This window comes from Streptomyces sp. NBC_01803 (assembly GCF_035917415.1).
Taxonomy (GTDB): Bacteria; Actinomycetota; Actinomycetes; order Streptomycetales; family Streptomycetaceae; genus Streptomyces.
Window position 1 is genome coordinate 1415725 of record NZ_CP109073.1, and the last position, 22752, is coordinate 1438476.

A 22752-nucleotide genomic window follows, 5' to 3' on the forward strand; every position below is an offset into this window, starting at 1 on the left:
GTTCTCTTCCGCGTTCTCTCTTCCGCGTCTCACACCGTTTCCGAGGATTCATGTCCGCGCTTTCGCCCGCCCTTTCCATCGTCGCGACGCCCGCGTCCACCGGCACGCCCGCGCGACTGGCCGCGACCGCACGCCGTTTCGCCGCCCATCCCCGCACCTGGCGACCGTTCGTACGCTTCACCCGGCCGGACCGCTGGTACCGGCGGCTTGAGCTCACCGCCGACTACGAGGTGTGGCTGCTGACCTGGCTGCCGGGCCAGGGCACCGAGATCCACGACCACGGCGGCTCGTCCGGGGCGTTCACTGTCGTGGACGGGACGCTGGCCGAGCGCGCGTTCCCGGCCCCGGGACGGCGGGGGGCCGTCCCCGCGCGGCCGTTGGACATCGGCGGTCTGCGCTCCTTCGGCCCCCGGTACATCCACGAGGTGCGCAACGAGGGCACCCTGCCGGCCGTCAGCATCCACGTCTACGGTCCGGCCCTCAGCAGCCAGTCGTTCTACCGCCGGGACGCCGACGGAGTGCTGACGCTGGACCGCACCGAGCCCGTCGCCCACTGACAGGGGAGGACCTGATCATGACCATCGACACCCATCTGACCGTCGTCCGCGAGACGTTGGAGCGGCTGGACCCGTCCCGGGCACACGCCGCCGCCCAGGACGGAGCCGTACTCGTGGACACCCGCCCCGCGTTCCAGCGCGACGCTTCCGGCACCATCCCTGGCGCGCTGATCATCGAGCGCAACCACCTGGAGTGGCGCTGCGACCCGGCCAGCGGCGCCTCGGTCCCCGAGGCGACCGACGCCGACGTGCGGTGGATCGTCTTCTGCGACGAGGGGTACGCCTCCTCGCTGGCCGCCGCCTCGCTGCGGTCCATCGGCCTGCGCAACGCGACCGATCTGGCCGGCGGTTTCCAGGCGTGGCGCCGGGCCGGCCTGCCGGTGACCCCGCCGTCCGCCGGCTGACCGCCGGGGTCCTACGCTGCTCCCCATGGGAGCGGAAAGCCTGCCGTTCTTCGTCTACGGCACCCTGCGCCCCGGCCAGGTCAACCACGACTGGGCGCTGCGCGGCCGGACGGCGGCCGAGGAGCCGGCGTGGCTGCCGGGCGCGGTGCTGTACGCCGGGCCCGGCTATCCGTACGCGGTCCCCGCGCCCGGCGGCGGCGCCGACACGGTGGTCAGCGGCGAGCTGATCCACCTGCTGCCGGGCCACTTCGACGCGGTCCTGGCCGTGCTGGACCGGCTGGAGGACTACGCGCCCGGCGCGCCGGACAACGTCTACGAGCGCGTGGCCGCCGGCGTGCTGCGGGCTGACGGCGATCCGGTCCGCGCCTCGCTGTACCTGGCCGCCGCCCCGCTCGCCGCCCGGCTGCGCGCCTCGGGCACGGTGATCCCGGGCGGCGACTGGCTGGCCCCGCGCGGCACGTGAGCGGGCCGCCCCCGCGCGCCGGGCCGCTGTCCGGCTCAGTCGGCGTCCGCCAGCGGCTTGGCCTCCTTCTCGGGGGCGAGGCCGACCGGGGAGCGTCCCGGGCGGCCGGGGATCTCCGCGTCCGGGCCCCGCAGCCAGGCCCAGGTGTCGGCGACCGTCTCGGCCACCGGGCGGCAGCGGAGTCCGGCCGCGACGGCCCTGGAGACGTCGGACCGGTGCAGCGCGTCGTGGAACTCGCCCGGCGGGAGCCAGACGGGGAGCTCGGTCCAGGGGGCGATGTCGGCGGCGAGGATCTTCTCCGGCTCGGTCCAGCGGAGTTCGGCATCGGAGCCGGTCACCTGGACGCAGAGGTCGAGGAGGTGGCCCATGGTGGCGTGGCCGGACCGGCTGACCAGGTCGTAGGGTCCGGTCAGGCCGCGCTCGGCCGCGTCGAGGGTCCAGGCGGCCAGGTCGCGGGCGTCGACGTACTGCAACGGCAGCTCGCGCGGTCCCGGGGCGAGCACCGGGCCGCCGCGCGCGATCCGGGTCAGCCACCACGGCAGCCGGCCGACGTCCTCGTGCGGGCCGAGGATCAGGCCGCAGCGCACCAGCAGGGTGCGGTCCTCGCCGAACGCGGCGAGGGCGGCCAGCTCACCCCCGCGCTTGTCGGTGGCGTAGTCGGTCGCCGCCGCGTCGGGCGAGCCGTCCACGACCGGGCCGTCCTCGGTGAGGCCGGGCGCCATCGGCCACACGTACACCGACCGGCTGGAGATGTAGGTGTAGTGACGCGCCCGCCCGGCCAGCAGCCGGGCCGCGTCCCGCACGGCGGTCGGAGCGTGGCTCCAGGTGTCCACGACCAGGTCCCACTCCTGGTCCCCCTCGGCCAGCGCCGCCAGGCCGCCGTCGGCGGTGCGGTCACCGCGCAGCGCGGTGACCCCGGGCGGCGGCTCGGCGCTCCCCCGGTTGAGGACCGTGACGGCCCAGTCCCGGGCCGTGGCCGCCGCGACGATCGCGCGGCCGACGAAGGCCGTCCCCCCGAGTACCAGTAGTCTCATGCCGCCAGCCTGACCCGGCGGGCCGGCGCCCGGAAGGCGTCGCTGCCCTCAGCAGAATCGCCGAGAGCGGAACGCGAGCGCGGCGGAGACCGCGTCGCCGCTCCGGGCCGCCGGAGCCGTCGTCCGCCCGTGACCGAGCGGCTCACCCCCCGTTCCTGGCTCCCGCCACGTCCGACGCGCCGCCGGGGGCCGACGCGGCTCCGCCGGACGATGGGGCGTGGCGACCGGGGCGCCGCGCCCCCGACCGCCTGGTGCTTCGGCGAACTGACGCTGGCCCGGCCGGAGATGGGTCACACCGTGGACCACGCGGCTTCCTGCCGGGCGGCGACCGGCGCCGCGCCGGGGGTGACCCCGACGACCGGTCCGCCCCGACCGGCTCCGTCACCCGGACCAAGGCCCCGTCTCGAAGAGGCCGCCCTGCCCCCGACGCCCGGCACGCACGCTCGCCGCGTCGCCCACGTACTCCCCCAGGTTCCGACCGGGGGGACCCCCAGGCGTCCGAGGACGATCCGGCGCCTCGCGCTCGCACGCACCAGACCCCGTGGGCGGCCGGACGCCCCTGGGAAGACGGACCCTCAAGCGCGCGGCGGAAGCCGGGAGAGGCACCATTCCGACCGTGATCGAAGGCGACACCCAGCCCCTTATGCGCCGATGGGGCGTGGCTGCCGGCCTGCTCTCGAAGGCGTCCCGGAAGGGATCGACGGCCATCCGGCGGTTCCGCGACGCGCTTCAGACCTCCCCGGCCAGCTCCAGCAGCGTGCGCACCGTCCGCCAGTTCCGGGCGGTGACGGTGTAGTCCTTGCCGGGGGCGGAGACGGCGGCGCCGAGTCGGCCGCGGCCCATCCCGTTCGGGAACCAGGCGAAGATCTCCCGTTCGCCGAGGCGGAAGACGTCGGGGGCGTACGCGGCGGGATCGGCGGCGGCCAGCGGGTGTTCGGCGGCGGGACGGTCGAGGAAGACGACCACCAGCTTGGCCGGGTCGAGCTCCTCGGCGGGGAACGGACAGCGGCCCGCGGTGGCACGGAGCCGGTCCGCCGTCAGCACGAGGCAGCTCACCCGGAAGCCGAACCGCGCCTCGATGGCGTCCGCCAGCTTGCCGGTCAGCGTCTCCGGGGCCTCGTCGGGCGCGGTGAAGACGGCGTTGCCGCTCTGGAGGTGGGTGCGCACGCGGCCGTGCCCGAGGCCGGTCAGCAGCTCGCGCAGCTCGGCCATCGGGACCTTCCTGTCGCCTCCGACGTTGATACCGCGCAGCAGCGCGATGTAGGTGGCCACCGCGTTGGTTCCTCTCAGCGAGCGGTCAGGACACGGGACGGGACTGCTCCCACGCCCACTCGAATTCCTCACGGTACGTCTCGTAGAGGCTGAGCTCTCCGTCGGCCGCGTGGTCGTCGCGCGCCATGATCTCCCGCCCGCCCCGGCGCAGCACCAGCGCGGGCGTCTCCATGCCCCGGCTGCGCCGCAGGTAGGACTGAACGACGGCGACCCCGTCCGGGGCGTCCGCGTCCACGAAGTAGGCGCTGAAGCGCGGTGTGTCGTCGAAGACGTGGATCTCGAACGCCTCGGGGTCGCGGACCCGGCCGCGCACCCGGCGTACGTGCAGGATGCTGGTCTCGACGGAGCGGCCCAGCTCGCCGCGTTTGAGGCCCAGCTCGCGCTCGCGGCGCCGCATCGCGCCGCTGGCCGGATTGAGGAAGAGCAGCCGGACCCGGCAGCCGGACTCGGCGAGCCGGACCAGCCGCCGGCCCGGATAGTTCTGCACGAGCAGACCGAGACCTATGCCGATCGCGTCCAGCCGCCGGGCACCGGCGAACAGCTCCTCGGCGGGGAGCTGGCGCTGGAGGCGGACGCGGTCCGGATGGACTCCCGCCACATCGGTGAACCGGTCCCCCACCAGCCGTTCCACGGCGTCGGCGGGCAGCCGTCCGGCGGTCGGCGGCGCCCCGGAGTCGAGCAGGCGCAGCAGCCGGGCGCAGCCGCGTTCAGCCTGCTCCAGCACGGCCCGGCTCATGCCCCGGTTGCGGCTGACGGCGCTGCGCGCCACCTCCAGCTCGTCGAGGGTGAGCTCCAGCTCGCGGCGGTTGTCCAAATACGGCGCGAAACACGGCCAGTGCTGCACCATGAGTTCACGCAGTTGCGGAAGGGTCAGGAAGGCGAGCACCGTGTCATCGGCAGGATCGATCAGATGCCCCTTGCGGCGGCTCACCTCGCGCAGGGCCGCCGCGCGCTGCACCCACTCCTGCCCGGTCGGCCCGGCGGCGGCCGTCTCCCACTCGGCGCCGTGCACCGGCTCGTACACCGGGCCGAGCACGGCGGCGATCACGGACCGCAGCCGCTGCTCGACCAGGTTCAGCCAGATGTACGCGCGGCCGGCCCGCTCCACGCGGACCCGCACCTCGGACCAGTCCTCGGCGGTCCACTCCAAGTCGGCGCCGATCTCCACCGGACGCGGCACGGACACCGCGCCGGTCCGGGTTTCGGCGGTCTCGCCCCCGTTTCCCGGGGGCAGTTCCAGCCCGGAGGAGCTCACCGCCTGCACCGCCTTCCGCCCTGCCGATGGATCAAGGCAGCCTACTGCGGCACCGCGCGCACGTGCAGCACAGTCCGGAATCAACCGCGCTTGTCCGCGCGGCCGTCGGGGCAGAGGGTTTCCATGACGCCAGCGCGACGTATGCCCACGTCAACCTACCGGGTGCAGCTCCAGCCGGACTTCCCGTTCGCCGCCGCCGCCGCAATCGTCCCCTATGTCGCGGCCCTCGGCGTCTCGCATCTGCACCTCTCCCCGGTGCTGGAGGCCGTTCCCGGCTCCGACCACGGCTACGACGTCACCGACCACGGCCGGGTGCGGGCCGAGTTGGGCGGCGAGGAGGGGCTGCGCGGGCTGGCGGCCACGGCCCACGAGCACGGCCTCGGCATCGTCGTGGACATCGTGCCCAACCACATGGCCGTGCCGTCCGACGCCGGCCTCAACGCGCCGCTGTGGGAGGTGCTCCGGGACGGCCCGGAGGCGGAGCGGGCGGGCTGGTTCGACATCGACTGGGACGCGGGCGGCGGACGGGTGCTGCTGCCGGTGCTGGGCGGGCCGCTGGGCGAGGAGTTGGCCGCCCTGACCGTGGTCGACGGCGAACTACGGTACGGCGACCGGCGGTTCCCGCTGCGACCGGGCACCGAGCACCTGCCGCTGCCCCGGCTGCTGGACGCGCAGCACTACCGGCTGGCCTGGTGGCGCCTGGGCCGGACCGAGCTGAACTACCGCCGATTCTTCACCGTTTCGGAGCTGATCGGGGTGCGCGTGGAGGACCCGGAGGTCTTCGAGGCGACGCACGCCGTGGTGCTGCGGCTGATGGCGGAGGGACTGATCGACGGGCTGCGCATCGACCACCCCGACGGTCTGGCCGACCCCGCCGGTTACCTCCAGCGGCTCTACCAGCGCACGGGCGGCGCCTGGATCGTGGCGGAGAAGATCCTGGGCGCCGACGAGCAGCTCCCGGTGAGCTGGCCCATCGCGGGCACCACGGGCTACGACGCGCTGCGGCACATCGACGCGATGTTCGCCGATCCCGAGGGCTGCGCCGAACTGACGGAGCACTACCGGGTGTTCACCGGCGCCCCACCGGACCAGGGCGGCGAGTGGGCGGCCACGGTGCGGCGGGCGGCGTACCGGATGATCGGCCGGGAGCTGGCGGCCGAGCGGGACGCCCTGACCCGGCTGGCCGTCCGGATCTGCGCCGCCGTGCCGGAGCTGCGGCTGCGCGACCACGCCGCCTGGGCCCTGCGCATGGCGCTGGCCGAGCTGCTGGTGCGGCTGCCGGTGTACCGGCCGTACGTCACGGGCGACGCGCCGCCGTCCCCGGTGGACGAGGCGATGCTGGTGACGGCGGCGGACGCGGCGCGCACCGCGTTCGCCGTACCCGCCGAGGCGGCGGCGGTGGACACCGTGCGCGAGCTGGCGCTCGGCCGGTTCGGGGAGGGCGCCGATCTGACGGCGTTCCGGGTGCGGTTCGCCCAGGTGTCCTCCGCGCTGCGGGCCAAATCGGTGGAGGACACGGCGGGTTACCGGTTCTCCCCGCTGCTGTCGGCCGCCGAGGTGGGCGGCGACCCGGGTCGGCCGGCGCTGCCGCCGGCCGCGTTCCACACGCTCTGCGCCCGGCTCCAGCGCGACTGGCCACTGACCGGCACGGTGCTGTCCACGCATGACACCAAGCGCAGCGCCGACGTCCGGGCCACTGTCGCGACCCTGAGTGAACACCCGCGCGGCTGGGCCGACCTGATCGAGCGGCTGACCGCCGAGACGGCCCGCGCCGGGGTGCGGGCGCCCGATCCGCACCTGGCCTGGACGACGTGGCAGACCGCGTTCGCGCTCGGCTTCCCGGACAAGGAACGGCTGCTGGCCACGACGCTGAAGACCGTGCGCGAGGCCGGGCTGCACACGACCTGGACCGAGCAGGACGCGGCGTACGAGGCGGCGGTGGAACGGTTCGTGCTGGCCGGTCCGTGCGGACCCCCGCACTACACGCTGGCCGAGTTCGCCCGCGAGCTGGCCCCGCGGATCCGGGCCAACATCCTGGGCACCGCCCTCCTCCACCTGACCATGCCCGGCGTCCCCGACGTCTACCGGGGCAGCGAGCGCCACTACCTGGCCCTGGTCGACCCGGACAACCGCCGCCTGCCACAGCTCCCCATCGCCCAACTGGCCGCGCTGGACGACGCGCCGGTCACCGGTGACGACCTCGCCACCGAGAAGCTGCGACTGACCGCCGCCGCGCTGCGGCTGCGCCGCGACCACCCGGACTGGTTCGGCGAGGCGGGCACGTACGAGCCGCTGTCCGCCGAGGGCCCGGCCGCCACACACTGCCTGGCCTTCGGGCGCACCGGCCGGGCCGTCACGGCGGTCACCCGCCTGAGCCGGCGTCTGGCGGACAACGGCGGCTGGGACGGTACGTACCTGCCGCTGCCGCCGGGCACGTGGCACGACCTGCTGAGCGGGCGGCGCGCGACCGGCAATGCGCTTTTGGCCCAGCTCTTCGCCGAGAGCCCGGTGGCCCTCCTGGTCAGGGAGGAGCCGCCGGGCAGCCCGGAGCCGTCAGGACCGTGACGGCTCCGGCGCCCCCGCCACGGCCGCGCCGGGGCCGCCACGGTCGGGGCGCCACGGTCGGGGCGCCGGCCACGCGACAGGCCGCCGTGGACCAGCACCGGCCGGACGCCGTACCGACCCACCGCGCGGTCGGCGGCATCCGGAGGGCGACGACGTCCTGGACCCGCCGACCGGCGGCGCGGCGGGCCTGGGCCATCCGCGGAAGGAACGCGCGTCGCGCGCGTCGACGAGCCGATCCGGCCCCGCGGGATCCTCTACTCCCCGGTCACCGGCAGTCGGGCGCCGCTCGTGATCGGCGTGCTCGCCCTCCTGGCGGCCCACCGGCCCACCGCCCCACCGCCGTCCGGCCGGCCGGCCCGGCACGAGGGAGCGCACGACGAGGCCGCGCCCGGCGCCCGGGCGCGGCTCAGCGGCTCAGCGGCTCAGCGGCTCAGCGGCTCAGCGGCCGGCGATGACCACGGCCAGCCGGAACGACACGGCGCCGAACCGGACCTGGTCGCCCGGCCCGACCGGCACCGTCCCGGCGACGCGATGCCCGTTGACCCACGTGCCGTTCGCCGAGCCGAGGTCGGTCAGCAGCCAGCCGGTGCCGGTGCCGCGCAGCGTGGCGTGGTGGCGCGAGACGCCCGCGTGGCTCAGCCGCAGCCCGCAGCCCGGGGCGCGGCCGATGGAGAGCGCCTCCTGAGCCGGCGCGGGCAGCAGGAGCTGCGGCAGCCGCTCCGCCCGCCAGGCCATGCGTGCCCGCTGCCGGAACGCGGCGAGCCGGGTGAGCGACCCGACGAACCACCCGGCGCGCGGCGCGGGCGGCGGCTGTCGCGCGGGCAGGTCGTGCAGCACCGCGACCAGCTCGTCGGGCACCCGGGCGCTCATGATGACCTCGACCCGGTGCAGGAAGGTCTCCTGCGAGACGCGGCCCTCCACCACGCCCTCCCGCAGCACATCGAGGGCGCGCTCCCGGTCCGCATCCGATATGCGGGGCGAATGCGCGCTGAACTCGACGGAGGCCATACCAGGATTGTCCGCGACACCGAGTGCGCCTGTCCAGATCCGCTGGGGCTGGACGGTCTCCGAAGCGGTGGTCTACCGTGCTCCCACGCCCATGAGTTGAGGGAAGGGAGGCGCCGCATGTCCGACATGAGGACCATCACCGCGCGCTTCCGCCGCCCCTCCGCCGGGCGTTCCCAGGGCTGACCGGAAGCGCCACGTTTTCCGGAAGGACCCGTCATGACCGACGACTTGGTCATTCGCGCGCTCGCCGAGGGCGAGGCGCGCCAGCTGTTCACCACCATGCCCGGCCTGTCCGACGCCGCGCTGCTCGGCCGTCCGCTGCTCGATCCACCCCTCGACGTCTACGAGACGGTGGCCGCCGGCGGTGAATACCGGCCCGAGTGGACCTGGGTGGCCCTGCGCGGCGGCACGGTCGTGGCCAGGGCCGCCTTTTGGGGCGGCCCCGGCGACGAGAAACCGGTCGCTCTCGACTGGTTCGACTACACCGACCGCGCGGCGGCCGTGGAGCTGCTGCGCACCACACCGCTGCGTGCCGAGTACGAGCTGATCCTGCCGCCCGGCTGGCGGGAGCACCCCGCCGTCCGGGCGGGCGCCGGGGCGCGCGTCGACGCCGCCGCCGAGGCCGGCTACCGGCCACTGGTCGAACGGTTCCGCTATCTGTGGACGCCCGCCAACGGGCTGCCCGAGCGGCCCGGACGGCTCGTCTTCCGGCCCGAGCCGGACGACGACGTCATCCTCGACGTGCTGCGCCGCGTGCACGGCGCGACGCTGGACTCGCACGCCCGCCGGGCGATCGAGCACGGCGGCGTCGAGCTCGCTGCCCAGGAGGAGCTGGACTTCTTCCGCTGGTGCCCCTCGCCGCGCGAGTGGTGGCAGCTCGCCTGGACGCCTGAGGGCGAGCCGGTCGGCATCCACGTGCCCGCGCGCAACCACACCAAGCCGATCATCGGTTTCATCGGTGTGCTGCCCGAGCATCGCGGCCACGGCTACGGCTATGACCTGCTGGCCGAGTGCACGCGTGTGCTGGCGGCCGAGGGCGTGCCGGAGATCGCGGCGTCCACCGACCTCCAGAACGCCCCGATGGCGGCGGCCTTCGCCCGAGCGGGGTATCCGGTCACCCAGCACCGGTACTGCATGACCCCGCCGTGACCCGCCGCCGGAGCGGCGGACTGGCGGGTCCGCCGCCCCGGCACGGAGCATGGTGCCCATGCTGTTCGAGGTATGGGCACCACACGCCCGGCACGTCACGCTGCATCTGTCCGACCACGGCTCCGCCATGGAGCCCGATCCGGAGCGGGAGGGGTGGTGGCGGGCCCGGGCGGAGGCCGGGCCGGGCACGCGCTACGGGTTCGCGCTCGACGACGGCCCCGTCCTGCCCGACCCCCGCGCCCGCCGGCTGCCGGACGGACCGGAGGCGCCGGGCGCGGTCGTGGACCTCGCGGCCCACCCGTGGCGGCACCCCTGGCCGGGACGCGGGCTGCCGGGCGCGGTGCTGTACGAGCTGCACATCGGCACGTTCACCCGCGAGGGCACCTTCGACGCGGCGGCCGGGCGACTGGGGCACCTGGCCGAGCTGGGCATCACCCATGTGGAGCTGATGCCGGTCTGCTCCTTCCCGGGCCGGCACGGCTGGGGATACGACGGGGTGGCGCCGTGGGCGGTGCACGAGCCGTACGGCGGGCCCGAGGGGCTGCGGCGCTTCGTGGACGCGGCGCACGGCCACGGCCTGGGCGTGGTGCTGGACGTGGTGCACAACCACCTGGGCCCCTCGGGCAACCGGCTGCCCGAGTTCGGCCCGTACTTCACCGACCGGCACCACACCCCGTGGGGCTCGGCGGTCAACCTTGACGCCCCCGGTTCGGACGAGGTGCGGGCGTACTTCGTGGGCAGCGCGGTGGCGTTCCTGCGCGACTTCCGGCTGGACGGGCTGCGGCTGGACGCGGTGCACGCGCTGGTGGACGACCGGGCCGAGCACATGCTGGCCGAGCTGTCGGCGGCGGTGGACGCGCTGGCGGCCGAGACCGGCCGGCCGCTGTTCCTGATCGCCGAGTCCGACCGGAACGACCCGCGCACCACGGCCCCCCGCGAGGCCAACGGCCACGGCCTGCACGGGCAGTGGAACGACGACTTCCACCACGCCCTGCACGCCGCGCTGACCGGCGAGGGGCAGGCCTACTACGCCGACTTCGCGCTGGCTCCGCTGGCGGCCCTGGCCAGAACGGCGACCCGCGGGTTCTTCCACGACGGCGGGTACTCGGCGTTCCGGGGCCGCCGCCACGGCCGCCCGCTGAACCGGGCGACGACCGGCGCCCACCGGCTGGTGGGCTACGCCCAGACCCACGACCAGATCGGCAACCGCGCCCTCGGCGACCGGCTCACCGCCCTGATCGGCCGGGACCGGGCGGCGCTGGCCGCCGCCCTGGTGCTGTGCGGGCCGTTCACGCCGATGCTGTTCATGGGCGAGGAGTGGGGCGCCACCACGCCCTGGCAGTACTTCACGGACCACCCGGACCCGGATCTCGCCGAGGCCGTACGGGCGGGCCGCCGCCGGGAGTTCGCGGCCCACGGCTGGTCGGCGGAGGAGATCCCGGATCCGCAGGACCCGGCCACGCGGGACCGTTCCTGCCTGGATTGGCCGGACGATCCGGCGGCGGTGTGGCTGTGGAACTGGCACCGCACGCTGATCGCGATCCGCCGGGACCACCTGCCGCCGGACCTGCGCCTGGCGGACGTGACGGCCGACCACGACGAGGCGGCCGGCTGGCTGGTGCTGAACAGCGGCCCGCTCACGGTCGCGGTGAATCTCTCCCCCACCGATCCGGCCACCGTCCCGCTGCCCGCCGGCCCCGCCGAGCTCCTGGCCACGACCCACCGCTGTCCCCCGCCCGACGACGATCGCCTGTCCCTGCCCCCCGAATCGGCCGCGGTCCTGCTCCGCCCGCGCGCCGGGCGGGGAGAACGCGGCCAGAGTGAGAGGCAGCGCGACGAGGGAAAGGACGTGCCATGACCGACGCACTGCCCCGCCACCCGGAGCAGGCCGAGCTCGTCTCCACCGACGACCACTGGGCACTCTCGCTCGACCGCTTGCTCCCTCACCCGGCCGAGGCCGTGTGGGCCGCGCTCACCCGCGCCCGGGAGGTCCCGGCCTGGGCGCCCTTCGCGCCCAGCCGCGACCTCGACTCCCCCGGCCCCGTCGAGTTGCCCGAGACGGCCGAGGCAGAGCCGGTCGCGCCCGCCCGGGTGGTCCGCGCGGACCCGGCCCGGCTGCTCGTGCTCTCCTGGGACCGCGACGAGTTGCGCTTCGCGCTGAGCGCCGACGTCACCGGGACCGCGCTCCGCCTCACCCACACCTTCGCCGACCGCTCCCGGGCCCCGAGCTACGCCGCCGGCTGGCATCTGTGCCTGGCCGCCCTCGACGGCATCCTGGCCGGACTCGACCTCCCGAAGGTCACCGGCGAGGCGGCCACGGCCCACGGCTGGGAAGAGCTGCACGACCGCTATGGCACCCTCCTGGAAGAGGTCTGAGGCCCCGGGGCCGGGGGCCGTCCTTCCGGATCTCCGCGGACCACGCACGCGCCGCGATCCGGCGCCTCGCCGGCCGGGCGCCCGGGGGCACTCCCCCGCATTCCGAGAGCCCCGGGGGGAACCACGGCCCGACCCACGGAAACCCCACGGACAAGCCCTGTGGTCCCGAGCTTGAGACCTCGGCGGTGCGCCGCGGCACCGGCCGACCCGGGCCGAACCCGCGATCCGGCAGACCGGCCCCGGTCCGGCCGCCTCCGGGCCGTTCTGGAGCACCTCCCACAGCGGCGCGTTGAGGCCGGCGCCGGACGGCAAGGCCATGTGGTTGGACACGATGCCCACGACGATGCCGAGGCCGAGGGTGTGGCCGTGGTCGAGGCGGATACCGATGCCGAGGTCGTGGGCTGTGGCCGTGGGCTGTGGTCGTGGGCTGTGGCCGTGGTCGTGGTGGTGGGCCAAGGTCGAGGGCGTGGGCTGTGGCCGTGGCCGTGGTGGTGGGCCGTGGTCGAGGCCCCGAGGTCGTGGCCGTGGCCGTGGCCGAGGTCGAGGCCGTGGACCGAGGCCGTGGTTCGTGGGCTGTGGCCGAGGTCGAGGCCGTGGACCGAGGGCGTGGTTCGTGGGCTGTGGCCGAGGTCGAGGACCGTGGCCGAAGTCGTGGACCGAAGTCGTGGACCGAAGTCGTGGACCGAAGTCGTGGACCGAAGTCGTGGCCGAGGGCGTGGACCGAGGGCGTGGTCGTGGGCTGTGGCCGCCAGCCGGCGCGGCCGCTCCTCGCCGCCCAACCCGGCCCGCACCCGGCGCCGGGCCGGCACCGGCGCCGGTCCGGAGAACCGCCCGGTCAGGGCCTAGCTCTCGACCGCCAGCCGGATTCCCAGGGCGATCATCACGCCGCCGGAAACCTGCTCCAGCCGGCTGCGCACTTCCGCCCGTGCGAGGACCCGGCGCATCCGGCCGACACCCCAGACGTACGTGGTGTAGTAGCCCACCTCGAAGACGGACCAGATCGCGGCCAGGAGGAGCATCGTCGGCAGGTGCGGAGCGCCGGAGGGGACGAACTGCGGGAGGAACGCCATCGCGAAGACGCCCACCTTCGGATTGGCCAGGTTCAGCAGCAGCCCCGCCCGGAAGCTGCGCAGGTCCGAGCCGGTGCCGTCGGCGGCGGTCACCTCCAGGCCGGCCGTCCCGGTCCGGCGCGCGGCGCGCAGCCCCTGGACGCCGAAGCCGATCAGGACCACCGCGCCCACCAGGCGCAGCACGTCGTAGGCGACTTCGGAGGCGTCCAGCAACGCCGTGAGGCCGAGGGCGGCGAAGACGCCCCACAGGAAGACGCCGGTCTCGTTGCCCAGCACGGTCATCATCCCGGTCCGGCGCCCGCGCAGGGAGTTGCGGATGATGAGGACCGAACTGGGCCCCGGGGAGGCGGCGATCAGCAGGCAGGCGCCGAGAAACGCCGGGAGAGTGCTCCACATGCCGGTCATCCTCGGTTCTCCGGCGCCCCGTTCTCCACTCCTTTTCCGGCACCGCCCGCGCCTTCCTTGCGTACGATGGCCCGCCATGGACGACGATGTGTTGGTGGTAGGCGGGGCGGGCGTGGACACCATCGTCCGGGTCGACCGGCTGGAGGTGCCGGACCAGGACGCGGTGCACGTGCCGCCGATCCGGGACTACGTGGCGCACACCGGCACAGGGGCCGCGCTCGGTTTCCACGCGCTGGGGCGGCGGGTGAGGTTCATCGACTTCCTCGGCGACGACGCGCAGGGCGCGCTGATCCGCGCGCGGTTCCGGGGCGCCGGCCTGCCCTTCGAGGCCCTGCCCGCCCCGAACGGGACGCCGCGCAGCGTGAATCTGGTCGACGCCGAGGGACGGCGGTTCTCGTTCTACGACGGGCGGCACCCGGCCGATCTGCTGATGCCGCCGGACTTCGCGCTGCCGCACGCCGAGCGTGCGCGCCATGTCCACGTCTCACGCCCGCACTTCAACCGCGAGTTGTTCCCCGTGCTGGCGGAGCGGGGCGTGCCGGTCTCGACCGATCTGCACGCCTGGGACGGCGAGGCCGCGGGCACGCTGCCGTGGGCGTTCGGCGCGGACTACGTGTTCCTGAGCGCCGCCGCCGTCCGCGACCGGGTGGACGAAGTGCTGCGGATGATCGTGACCGAGGGCCGGGCGCGGCTGGCGGTGGCGACGGACGGCGCGCACGGCTGCCACGTGCTGGCGCGCGGGGACGGCGAGGGAGTGCGGCACTATCCGGCCGTGACGCCGCCCGACCCGGTGGTGGACAGCAACGGCGCGGGCGACGCGTTCGTCACGGCCTTCCTGCACACCTGGTTCGACGGCGGACCCGACCTCCTGGACCGGTCCGTCCTGGCCGGCCTGGTCTCCGGCGCGTTCGCCTGCACCGTGCACGGCACGCACGAGCGGCACATCACCGCCACGGAGCTGGCCGCGGCGGTGCGCGCGATCAGGAACCCTGCTCCCGGGGGTCCAGCCGGATGGAGATGGAGTTGATGCAGTACCGCAGGTCGGTGGGCGTGCCGTAGCCCTCGCCCTCGAAGACGTGGCCGAGGTGCGAGCCGCAGGCGGCGCAGCGGACCTCGGTGCGCGGCCGGCCGGGCAGCGAGTGGTCGGGCACGGTCTCGACGGCGTCGGAGTCGGCCGGGTCGTAGAACGACGGCCAGCCGCAGTGCGAGTCGAACTTGGTCTCCGAGCGGAACAACTCGGCGCCGCAGGCCCGGCAGCCGTAGACGCCGACCGTCTTGGTGTCCGTGTACTCGCCGACGAACGGCGCCTCGGTGCCGGCCTGGCGCAGCACCCGGTACTCCTCGTCGGTGAGCTCCTGGCGCCACTCGTCGTCGGTCTTGCTGACCTGGTAACCCATGGGAAGCCTCCTGATTCTTCCGCCGGCCTCTCCGGCCTGTCTCAGCCGGAGAGCCGGGCGAGGATCTTCGGTCCGAGCTCGGTGACGTCGCCCGCCCCCATGGTGAGAACCACATCACCCGGGCCGGCCATTCCGGCGACCACCTCGGGAACGGCGTCCTTGCCGTGCCCGGCGCGGACGTCCGCGCCGTGCGCGCGGGCGGCGTCCACGATGAGGGCGCTGGTCACGCCGGGGATGGGGTCCTCGCGGGCGGGATAGATGTCCAGCACGACGGAGGCGTCGGCCAGGGCCAGGGCCTCGCCCATCTCGGCGGCCAGCTCCCTGGTCCGGCTGAAGAGGTGCGGCTGGAAGACGACGAGCACCCGGCCGTCCGCCGTGCCGCCGCGGATCGCGTCGAGATCGGCGGCCATCTCGGTGGGGTGGTGAGCGTAGGAGTCGATGATCTGGACGCCGCGGGCCTCACCCTTGAGCTGGAGGCGGCGGCGCACGCCGGTGTACCTGCCCAGGGCGCGCGCCAGCTCGGGCGCGGGCACGCCGGCGGCCACGCCCGCGGCGAGCGCGGCGACGGCGTTGTGCGCGTAGTGGCGGCCGGGGACCGAGACGCCGAACGTCAGCTCGCGGCCGTCGAGCACGACGGTGACCTCGCTGGTCAACCGGGCCTGCCGGACGCCCGTGACGCGCACGTCGGCGTCCGGCGACTCGCCGTAGGTGACGATCCGCAGGTCCTCGCGGCCGGCGAGACGGGCGGTGAGCCTCCGCGCGCCCTCCTGGTCGGCGTTGATCACCAGCGTGCCGCCCGGGACGATCCGGTCGGCGAACGTCTCGAACGACTCGTGGATCTCGTCCATCGAGGCGTAGTTGGCGTGGTGGTCGAGCTCCACGTTGAGGATGATCGCGACCTCGGGCCGGTAGCGGTGGAAGCTGCGGTCGCTCTCGTCGGCCTCGGCGATGAACAGCTCGCCCTCGCCGTGCTCCGCGTTCGACCCCGGGGCGTCGAGGTCGCCGCCGATGGCGTACGACGGGCCGAGGCCCAGGGCGGTCAGGGCGACCGCGAGCATCGAGGTGGTGGTGGTCTTGCCGTGCGTGCCGGCCACGGCGACGGCCCGGCGCCCCGCCATCAGCGCGGCGAGCGCCTCCGAACGGTGGACGGCGGGGATGCCGCGCCGCGCCGCCTCGGCCAGCTCCGGGTTGTCCTCGCGGATGGCGCTGGAGACGACGACGCAGGTCGCGTCGGGGGCGAGGTGCGCGGCGTCGTGGCCGACGAGCACGGTGGCGCCCAGGGCCCGCAGGGCGGCGGCGGTCTCCGAGTCGCGGGAGTCGCTGCCGGCGACGCGGGCGCCGCGCCGGGTGAGGATCTTGGCGATACCCGACATGCCCGCGCCGCCGATGCCGATGAAATGGGGCCGTGCCATGGCGGGCGGGATCGCCGGTGTCATGCGTGTGTCTCCCTGGTGTCCCTGGTGTCCCTGGTCGAGGCGTGCCCCACGATTGTCGCACCCGGCACGGGAGCCGGGTTCATTCCCCGTGCGCAAAGAGCCGCAGAACCGGGACTCCGACCTTGTGCCGGGCCCGGGAGGCCCAGTCGCGGTGGAACAGCTCCTCGATGTAGTGCGGCGCGGTCAGCACGACGACCTCGTCGGCGTGGGTCTGCCGGACCACGGACGACAACAGCTCCAGCGGATCCTCGTCGATGACCTGCCCGACGGCCTCGGTGCCGGCCGCCCGCAGCGCGTCCAGCGAGTGGCGCAGGGCCCGCTCGGCCGACTGGTGCGCCTCCTCGCCCTCCGGCTCGTCGCTCTCGCGCGCCGCGTCACCGAACTCGCCGAGCGCCACGTCGTCCAGCGCCCGCAGCAGCCGGTCCTGGTCGCCCCGGGGCTGCATGAGCACGACGAACGACTGGCCCTCGTCACCGTGCAGGGTGGTGACGAGCTCGATGTCGGTGGGCACCATGGGCTTTTCGATCATGAGGACTGTCGTGATCACGGTGAGCGCCCTTCGTCGGGGCCGGGTCCCGAGCAGCCCGGCAGAAACCATCCTTCAACATGGCCGCACGGGACATCGCGCTTTTCATCCTGCCCAGACCAGGATAAGCGGAACGCCACATTCCGCAGATTGTCAGACCCTGCGGTAACGACTGAAGAGGAAGCCGGAATCCTCCAGCAGATCCGTCAGCTCCAGCTCCCGCGGCGCCGGGAGTTCGGGTCCGCTCAGCACCCGGGGCGCGGTGCCGACCGTGAACCGGGGGGAGACGGTCAGGCACAGCTCGTCGAACGCCGCGACCGCCGCCAGCTGGCCGAGCAGCCGGGGGCCGCCCTCGGTGAGCAGCCGGGTGTGGCCGCGCCTGACCAGCTCGGGCTTGATCCGCAGCGGATCCACCCGCGCCTCGTCGCCCGCGGTGATCACCTCGACCCCGGCCGCCTCGGCGGCGGCCAGCCCGGTGCGCGGGGCCTTGGCGCCGGTGATGATCAGCGTGGTCACCTCGGCCTCGGTGAACAGCGGCAGCGAGAAGTCCAGATGCAGGCTCGCGCTGACGACGGCGATGGCGGCCACGGGCGTCTGTCCGGCGGCGGTCCGGCGCCCGACGAACTCCGCGCGCCGGCGCGCGGGTCGGTAGCGCTCCTCGCGGACCGTCTCCGCGCCGACGATCACCACATCCGCCAGCGCGCGCAACACCCCGAAGATCCGCATGTCCACGGCGTTGGAGATCGGCTGCGTGCGCCCCCCGTGGTAGGCGGCACCGTCCGCCGAGGAGACCATGTTCGCCCGCAACCAGCCGTCGCCGAGCAGGTGGTCCTCGGGGTACGCGTAGGCGTCGGCCAGCTCGGACAGGGCCCACTCGTGGTCGTCACCGCCGGCCGGCGCGGGGAACAGGCGTCGCATGGGCCGCAGTGTGGCACACATGCCCCGCCAGGGGCCGGACGTCCGCACGGCCCGCCGTGATCCGCCGCCTTCCCCCACGTACAGTGGGAGATTGTGTCGACTATCAGCAGCAAGGACCAGGCCGGGGCGATATCCGGCCCCACGGCCCTGAGTGCCCGCGAGCCGCGGGTGCCCGCCGAGCGGCTCGTCGCCGAGATGGTCCCGCCACCCCGCTTCGACTCGGTGCGGTTCGACACTTACATCCCCGATCCCCGGCAGCCCAGCCAGAGCGCGGCCGTGAAGGCGCTGGCCGACTTCGCCGCCGGGCTCGGGGGCGCGCACGCGACCGGCGCGGGCCGACGCGGGCTGTGGCCCCGACGCGCGCGGCGGCCCGCCGAGCGGGAGCCGCGCGGGATCTACCTCGACGGCGGCTTCGGCGTCGGCAAGACGCACCTGCTGGCCTCGCTGTGGCACGCCACCCCGGCGCCGCCGGAGCGGAAGGCGTTCGGCACGTTCGTCGAGCTGACCAACCTGGTCGGCGCCCTCGGCTTCCAGGAGACGGTCCGCACGCTCTCCGGCCACCGGCTGCTGTGCATCGACGAGTTCGAGCTCGACGACCCCGGCGACACGGTGCTGGTCTCCTCGCTGCTCGCCCGCCTCGTCGCGGAGGGCGTGGCGCTGGCCGCCACCTCGAACACGCTTCCTGGACGGCTGGGCGAGGGCCGGTTCGCCGCCGCCGACTTCCTGCGCGAGATCCAGGGCCTGGCCGCCCACTTCCGCGCGCTGCGCATCGACGGCGAGGACTTCCGCCACCGCGGCCTGCCCGCCGCCCCGGCGCCGCGCCCGGACGAGGAGGTCACCGCCACCGCGCGGGCCGTCCCGGGCGCCTCGCTGGACGACTTCGGCACGCTGCTGGGCCATCTCGCCCGGGTGCACCCCAGCCGCTACGGAGCCCTGTGCGACGGCGTTCCGGTGGTCTGCCTGACCGGCGTGCGGCCGGTGCCCGACCAGGCCACGGCGCTGCGCCTGGTCGTCCTGGCCGACCGGCTGTACGACCGCGAGATCCCGGTGCTCGCCTCGGGCGTCCCGTTCGACGCGCTGTTCAGCGAGGAGATGCTGGGCGGCGGTTACCGCAAGAAGTACTTCCGGGCGATCTCCCGGCTGACCGCGCTGGCGCGGGACGCGGGCGCGGATCTGGAGCGCCGCTGAGATCATCGGATCCATGGAACACCATCGGACATCCGGCGAAGAAGCGAAAGAAGCCGAGGAAACGTCACTGCGCGCGCTGGCGCGGCTGCGCCCCGGCGCCCCCGTCGACCTGGCCGCCATCCCGTCCGACGCCACCCCCGGCTTCGCCGGCGCCAAGGCCGCGGGCCGCGCGGAGACCGCCGCCATGGGCGCCGAACTGGCCGCGCTCCAGGAGCGGTTGTACGCGGCGGCCACGGGCGGCGACCGCCGCCGGCTGCTGCTGGTCCTGCAGGGCATGGACACCTCGGGCAAGGGCGGCACGGTCAAGCACGTCGCCGGGCAGGTCAATCCATCCGGCTGCCGCATCCAAGCCTTCAAGGCGCCGACCGAGGAGGAGCGGGCCCAGCACTTCCTGTGGCGGGTGACCAGGGCGCTGCCGAAGGCCGGCGAGATCGGCGTCTTCGACCGCTCGCACTACGAGGACGTGCTGGTGGTCCGCGTCCACGGCCTGGTGCCCGAGCCGGTCTGGACGCGGCGCTACGACGAGATCAACGCCTGGGAACGGGCGCTGGCCGACGACGGCGTCACGTTCGTGAAGGTCTTCCTCCACATCGGCCACGAGGAGCAGCGCGAGCGGCTGCTGGCCCGGCTCGACAAGCCGCACAAGCACTGGAAGTTCGACGCGGGCGACATCGAGGAACGCCGGCGGTGGCCGGAGTACCAGCGGGCGTACGCCGCCGCCCTGGAGCGCTGCTCGACCGACGCGGCGCCCTGGTACGTCGTGCCCGCCGACCGCAAGTGGTACCGGAACTGGGCGGTCAGCCGCCTGCTGCTGGAGCATCTGCGCGCGCTCGACCCCCCGTACCCGACGGGCGACTTCGACGTGGCCGCGATCCGCGCGCGGCTGCGCGCGGAGAAGGCGGAAGCGAAGGTTGCGAAAGCGAAACCTCAAGCCCAGCTCTGAAACACCCCGCCCCAGGGTTCCGGGCGCGCGCGGCGGGAGAAAACTAGCTCACGCACACACGGTGCGAACAACTGTCCTTCTGGGGAGGCGGACATGGAGCGGCTGGGGACGGGGATCGGGTGGAGACCCGACATCGCCGACGATATAGCGGAGCTGCCGGGGGTCGACTGGGTCGAGGTGGTCGCGGAGAACGTTTGCGCGGGCCATCTTCCCGAGCCCCTGACGCACTTGCGCCGCCGCGGCACCACGGTGGTGCCGCACGGCGTGTCGCTGGGCCTCGGCGGGGCCGAACGGCCCTCGCCGAGCGGCCTGATGGCACTCGCCGGGGTCGCGGAGGCGCTCGACGCGCCGCTGGTGACCGAACACATCGCGTTCGTCCGGGCCGGCGGGCCGCTGACCGGCACCCCGCGGCTGGAGGCCGGGCATCTGCTGCCCGTCCCCCGGACCAGGGACGCCCTGGACGTGCTGTGCGAGAACGTGCGGATCGCCCAGGAGGCGTTGCCCGTTCCCCTGGCGCTGGAGAACATCGCGGCGCTGTTCGGGTGGCCGGACGAGGAGTTGACGGAGGGCCAGTTCCTCCGGGAGCTCGTGGAGCGGACCGGCGTCCGGCTGCTGATCGACGTGGCGAACCTGTACACCAACCACGTCAACCGCGGCGAGGACCCGGCCGCCGCGCTCGACGCGCTGCCGCTGGACGCGATCGCCTATGTGCACGTCGCCGGCGGCGTCGAACGGGACGGGGTCTGGCACGACAGCCACGCCCACCCGGTCCCGCCGCAGGTGCTGGCGGTGCTGGACGAGCTGTGCGCCCGGACCACGCCGCCCGGGGTGCTGCTCGAACGCGACGACGCCTTCCCGCCAAGGGAGGAGCTGGCCGCCGAGCTGGCGGCGATCCGCGCGGTGGCCGAGGCGGTGCGCCGTGGCTGACACCACCGAGGCCCGGCACCGGCTCGCCATCGCGCAGGCGGCGCTGCTGAGCGCGCTCACCGCCGGCGGCCCCGTGCCGGACGGCTTCGACCGGGCGCGGCTGCGCGTCCAGCGGGAGGCGCTGGCCGCCAAACGGGCCGACGTCCTCGCCAAGGTGGCGCCCGAGCTGCCGCGCGCCCTGGGCGACGGATACCGGCCCGCGGCGCTCGCCTGGGCCCGTTCCCACCCGCTGACCGGCGGATACGGCCAGGACGCCGCCGCCCTGGCCCGGCACGCGCTGGACACCGGCGCGGTGACCGACGGGCCGGCGCGCCGGCGCCTGGCGCAGTGGCTGCGCGAGCGCGGCGCCGCCACCACCCCAACCCGCCGGATCGGGCGGCTGCTGTCCGCCGCCGGCTTCTCAAGGAAAGGAAGGTGAGGGCGATGATCGCGCTCGTCGACGTCGCCACGTGCGCGGCGGTGATCGGCCTGGTCCACCTCGGCACCGTGTCCGCCCGCGCCCGCCGGGAGGCCGCCAAGGGGCACGCCGGTGTCCCCGCCACGGTCTACGAGGTCGCCTTCCTCACCGGCGGATCCCGAAGGGTCGCCACCACCGTGCTGTGCGCGATGTGGGAGAAGCGCCGCATCAGCGTCGAGGGCGACCGCGTCCGCGTCCTGCTGCCGACCGCCGACGACGAGGTGGAGCGGGCCCTGCTGGGCTGCTTCACGAGCTGGGACGAGTCGCTGCCCGAGATCCGTGCCGCCCTGATCCGCAGCGCGGCCGTGCAGGCGATCGGCGACCGGGTCGCGGCACGCGGCCTGCTGTGGCGCCCGGAGCTGTACCGCCCCTGGCGGCGGGCGGCGATGCTGAGCAGGCTGCTGCTCTTCGTCCTGGTCCCGGTCGCCGCCATCACGACCGAGTACTGGGCGATACCCGTGGCGGTCGTCGGGGTGTTCACCGGGATGTTCCTCAGCGCCCCGCGCGGCATGGTGACGAACGCGGGACGCAGTGCGCTGATCGGCCTGCGCCGGAACAAGCCCTTCGCCTCGCACGGACTGGCCGCGCTGGTCGCCATGAGCGGCACCGCCGCGGTGCCCGACGCGGCACTGCGCTCCCAGCTCAGCGCCACCGTCAGGACCGGCGCCGGCACCGGCACCGGCGGCTCGTCGAGCACCACCTGGAGCGCCGCGTGCGGTGCCTCGGGCGGCGGCGGCAGCGGCAGCGGCAGCGGTGGAGGCTCCGGCGGCGGTTCGAGCTGCGGAGGGGGCTCGGGCTGCGGCGGCGGGGGCTCCAGCTGTGGTGGAGGAGGAGGGGGCGGCTGCGGGGGTGGTGGCGGCGGCTGCGGCGGGGGCGGGGGCGGTTAGGCCCCCACCGGGACCGGCGGCTCAGCCCAGCGCGTCCTGGATCGCCGCGCGCAGGGCCGGGTCACCGGGGTCGGTCGCCGGGCGGAAGCGGGCGACGACCGAACCATCCTTCGCCAGCAGGAACTTCTCGAAGTTCCACTGGATGTCGCCCGCCTGCCCGTCGGTGTCCGGCACGGCGGTGAGCTCCTGGTAGAGCGGGTGCCGCCCGGCGCCGTTGACCTCGATCTTCTCGGTCAGCGGGAACGTCACCCCGTAGGTCGCGGAGCAGAATTCCTGGATCTCCCCGGCGGTGCCGGGCTCCTGGCCGCCGAACTGGTTGCAGGGGATGCCCAGGACGGTGAAGCCGTCGGGCTCCAGCTCCCTCTGGAGGGCCTCCAGGCCGGTGTACTGGGGCGTCAGGCCGCACCGGGACGCGACGTTCACCACGAGCGTGACCTTGCCCCCGGTCAGCTCGGCCAGGGTGGCCGGGCTTCCGTCGAGCCGGGCGATGGGGGTGTCCAGCAGATTCACGGCGC

At 74.6% G+C, this 22752-nt stretch carries 21 protein-coding genes and 1 pseudogene; 12 read left to right on the forward strand and 10 right to left on the reverse strand.

Going from position 1 to position 22752, the window contains the following annotated elements; all coding sequences use genetic code 11:
* The first annotated feature begins 50 nt into the window (after positions 1 to 50).
* From OIE51_RS05880 to OIE51_RS05890, 3 genes are read left to right on the forward strand one after another with little or no spacing between them, the layout of a single operon-like run.
* On the forward strand, positions 51 to 557 hold the full coding sequence (locus OIE51_RS05880) for a cysteine dioxygenase (RefSeq protein ID WP_326596049.1): 507 nt from the start codon (positions 51 to 53) through the stop codon (positions 555 to 557).
* Between the two features lie 17 nt (positions 558 to 574).
* Positions 575 to 961, forward strand: coding sequence for a rhodanese-like domain-containing protein (locus tag OIE51_RS05885; protein WP_326596050.1), 387 nt, complete (start codon positions 575 to 577; stop codon positions 959 to 961).
* 25 nt (positions 962 to 986) lie between these two features.
* Positions 987 to 1424: a gamma-glutamylcyclotransferase family protein gene (locus OIE51_RS05890; RefSeq protein ID WP_326596052.1), complete on the forward strand. Its 438-nt coding sequence runs from the start codon at positions 987 to 989 to the stop codon at positions 1422 to 1424.
* A gap of 35 nt (positions 1425 to 1459) precedes the next feature.
* Here the strand turns inward: OIE51_RS05890 and OIE51_RS05895 are convergent, their stop codons facing one another.
* From OIE51_RS05895 to OIE51_RS05905, 3 genes are all read right to left on the reverse strand, one after another.
* Positions 1460 to 2458 (reverse strand): NAD-dependent epimerase/dehydratase family protein, encoded by a 999-nt coding sequence (locus OIE51_RS05895; RefSeq protein ID WP_326596053.1) that lies wholly within the window; start codon positions 2456 to 2458, stop codon positions 1460 to 1462.
* 729 nt (positions 2459 to 3187) lie between these two features.
* Positions 3188 to 3730, reverse strand: a complete 543-nt coding sequence (locus tag OIE51_RS05900; RefSeq protein WP_326596054.1) for a DUF1697 domain-containing protein — start codon at positions 3728 to 3730, stop codon at positions 3188 to 3190.
* A 25-nt stretch (positions 3731 to 3755) separates the two neighbouring features.
* A complete protein-coding gene (locus OIE51_RS05905) occupies positions 3756 to 4985 on the reverse strand; it encodes an SAV2148 family HEPN domain-containing protein (RefSeq protein ID WP_326596055.1) in 1230 nt (409 codons plus the stop codon).
* A 141-nt stretch (positions 4986 to 5126) separates the two neighbouring features.
* Between OIE51_RS05905 and treY the strand changes: the two genes are divergently transcribed.
* Positions 5127 to 7550, forward strand: a complete 2424-nt coding sequence (gene treY, locus OIE51_RS05910) for a malto-oligosyltrehalose synthase (RefSeq protein ID WP_326596057.1) — start codon at positions 5127 to 5129, stop codon at positions 7548 to 7550.
* Positions 7551 to 7988: 438 nt separating this feature from the next.
* On the opposite strand, the gene OIE51_RS05915 is transcribed toward treY, so the two are convergent.
* Complete coding sequence (locus tag OIE51_RS05915; protein ID WP_326596060.1) at positions 7989 to 8558, reverse strand: DUF1707 and FHA domain-containing protein; 570 nt, start codon at positions 8556 to 8558, stop codon at positions 7989 to 7991.
* 216 nt (positions 8559 to 8774) lie between these two features.
* Between OIE51_RS05915 and OIE51_RS05920 the strand changes: the two genes are divergently transcribed.
* From OIE51_RS05920 to OIE51_RS05930, 3 genes are read left to right on the forward strand one after another with little or no spacing between them, the layout of a single operon-like run.
* Positions 8775 to 9707: a GNAT family N-acetyltransferase gene (locus OIE51_RS05920; protein ID WP_326596062.1), complete on the forward strand. Its 933-nt coding sequence runs from the start codon at positions 8775 to 8777 to the stop codon at positions 9705 to 9707.
* Positions 9708 to 9765: 58 nt separating this feature from the next.
* On the forward strand, positions 9766 to 11565 hold the full coding sequence (gene treZ, locus OIE51_RS05925) for a malto-oligosyltrehalose trehalohydrolase (protein WP_326596064.1): 1800 nt from the start codon (positions 9766 to 9768) through the stop codon (positions 11563 to 11565).
* The gene (locus OIE51_RS05930; RefSeq protein ID WP_326596066.1) at positions 11562 to 12083 is read left to right on the forward strand and encodes an SRPBCC domain-containing protein; all 522 of its coding nucleotides are present in this window, start codon (positions 11562 to 11564) and stop codon (positions 12081 to 12083) included. Before treZ ends, OIE51_RS05930 begins: the two co-directional genes overlap by 4 nt.
* 842 nt (positions 12084 to 12925) lie before the next feature.
* Here OIE51_RS05930 and OIE51_RS05935 read toward each other — a convergent pair.
* Positions 12926 to 13549, reverse strand: a complete 624-nt coding sequence (locus tag OIE51_RS05935) for a LysE family translocator (RefSeq protein ID WP_326596067.1) — start codon at positions 13547 to 13549, stop codon at positions 12926 to 12928.
* Positions 13550 to 13634: 85 nt separating this feature from the next.
* On the opposite strand from OIE51_RS05935, the gene OIE51_RS05940 reads away from it, so the two are divergent.
* A complete protein-coding gene (locus tag OIE51_RS05940) occupies positions 13635 to 14585 on the forward strand; it encodes a carbohydrate kinase family protein (RefSeq protein ID WP_326596069.1) in 951 nt (316 codons plus the stop codon).
* Here the strand turns inward: OIE51_RS05940 and msrB are convergent.
* From msrB to OIE51_RS05960, 4 genes are all read right to left on the reverse strand, one after another.
* Positions 14539 to 14955 (reverse strand): peptide-methionine (R)-S-oxide reductase MsrB, encoded by a 417-nt coding sequence (msrB, locus tag OIE51_RS05945; protein ID WP_326596071.1) that lies wholly within the window; start codon positions 14953 to 14955, stop codon positions 14539 to 14541. The genes OIE51_RS05940 and msrB overlap by 47 nt on opposite strands.
* Before the next feature lie 41 nt (positions 14956 to 14996).
* The gene (gene murC / locus OIE51_RS05950; protein WP_326596073.1) at positions 14997 to 16391 is read right to left on the reverse strand and encodes a UDP-N-acetylmuramate--L-alanine ligase; all 1395 of its coding nucleotides are present in this window, start codon (positions 16389 to 16391) and stop codon (positions 14997 to 14999) included.
* 79 nt (positions 16392 to 16470) lie between these two features.
* Positions 16471 to 16938, reverse strand: a complete 468-nt coding sequence (locus tag OIE51_RS05955) for an indole-3-glycerol phosphate synthase (RefSeq protein WP_326596074.1) — start codon at positions 16936 to 16938, stop codon at positions 16471 to 16473.
* A 132-nt stretch (positions 16939 to 17070) separates the two neighbouring features.
* Positions 17071 to 17835 (reverse strand): pyrimidine reductase family protein, encoded by a 765-nt coding sequence (locus tag OIE51_RS05960; RefSeq protein WP_326596075.1) that lies wholly within the window; start codon positions 17833 to 17835, stop codon positions 17071 to 17073.
* Between the two features lie 93 nt (positions 17836 to 17928).
* Between OIE51_RS05960 and zapE the strand changes: the two genes are divergently transcribed.
* The 4 genes and pseudogenes from zapE to OIE51_RS05980 all read left to right on the forward strand — a co-directional run bounded on the left by zapE (position 17929) and on the right by OIE51_RS05980 (position 22237).
* Positions 17929 to 19023 carry a cell division protein ZapE gene (gene zapE / locus OIE51_RS05965; protein WP_326596076.1) on the forward strand — a complete coding sequence of 365 codons (1095 nt, stop codon included), beginning with the start codon at positions 17929 to 17931 and terminating at the stop codon, positions 19021 to 19023.
* Between the two features lie 13 nt (positions 19024 to 19036).
* Positions 19037 to 19966 (forward strand): polyphosphate kinase 2 family protein, encoded by a 930-nt coding sequence (locus OIE51_RS05970; RefSeq protein WP_326596078.1) that lies wholly within the window; start codon positions 19037 to 19039, stop codon positions 19964 to 19966.
* Between the two features lie 93 nt (positions 19967 to 20059).
* Positions 20060 to 21311, forward strand: a pseudogene (locus OIE51_RS05975) (DUF692 domain-containing protein).
* A 5-nt stretch (positions 21312 to 21316) separates the two neighbouring features.
* The gene (locus tag OIE51_RS05980; RefSeq protein ID WP_326596079.1) at positions 21317 to 22237 is read left to right on the forward strand and encodes a TIGR04222 domain-containing membrane protein; all 921 of its coding nucleotides are present in this window, start codon (positions 21317 to 21319) and stop codon (positions 22235 to 22237) included.
* 21 nt (positions 22238 to 22258) lie between these two features.
* Here the strand turns inward: OIE51_RS05980 and OIE51_RS05985 are convergent, their stop codons facing one another.
* Entirely contained in the window at positions 22259 to 22747 is a 489-nt protein-coding gene (locus tag OIE51_RS05985; protein ID WP_326596080.1) for a glutathione peroxidase, read from the reverse strand.
* Positions 22748 to 22752 lie beyond the last annotated feature (5 nt).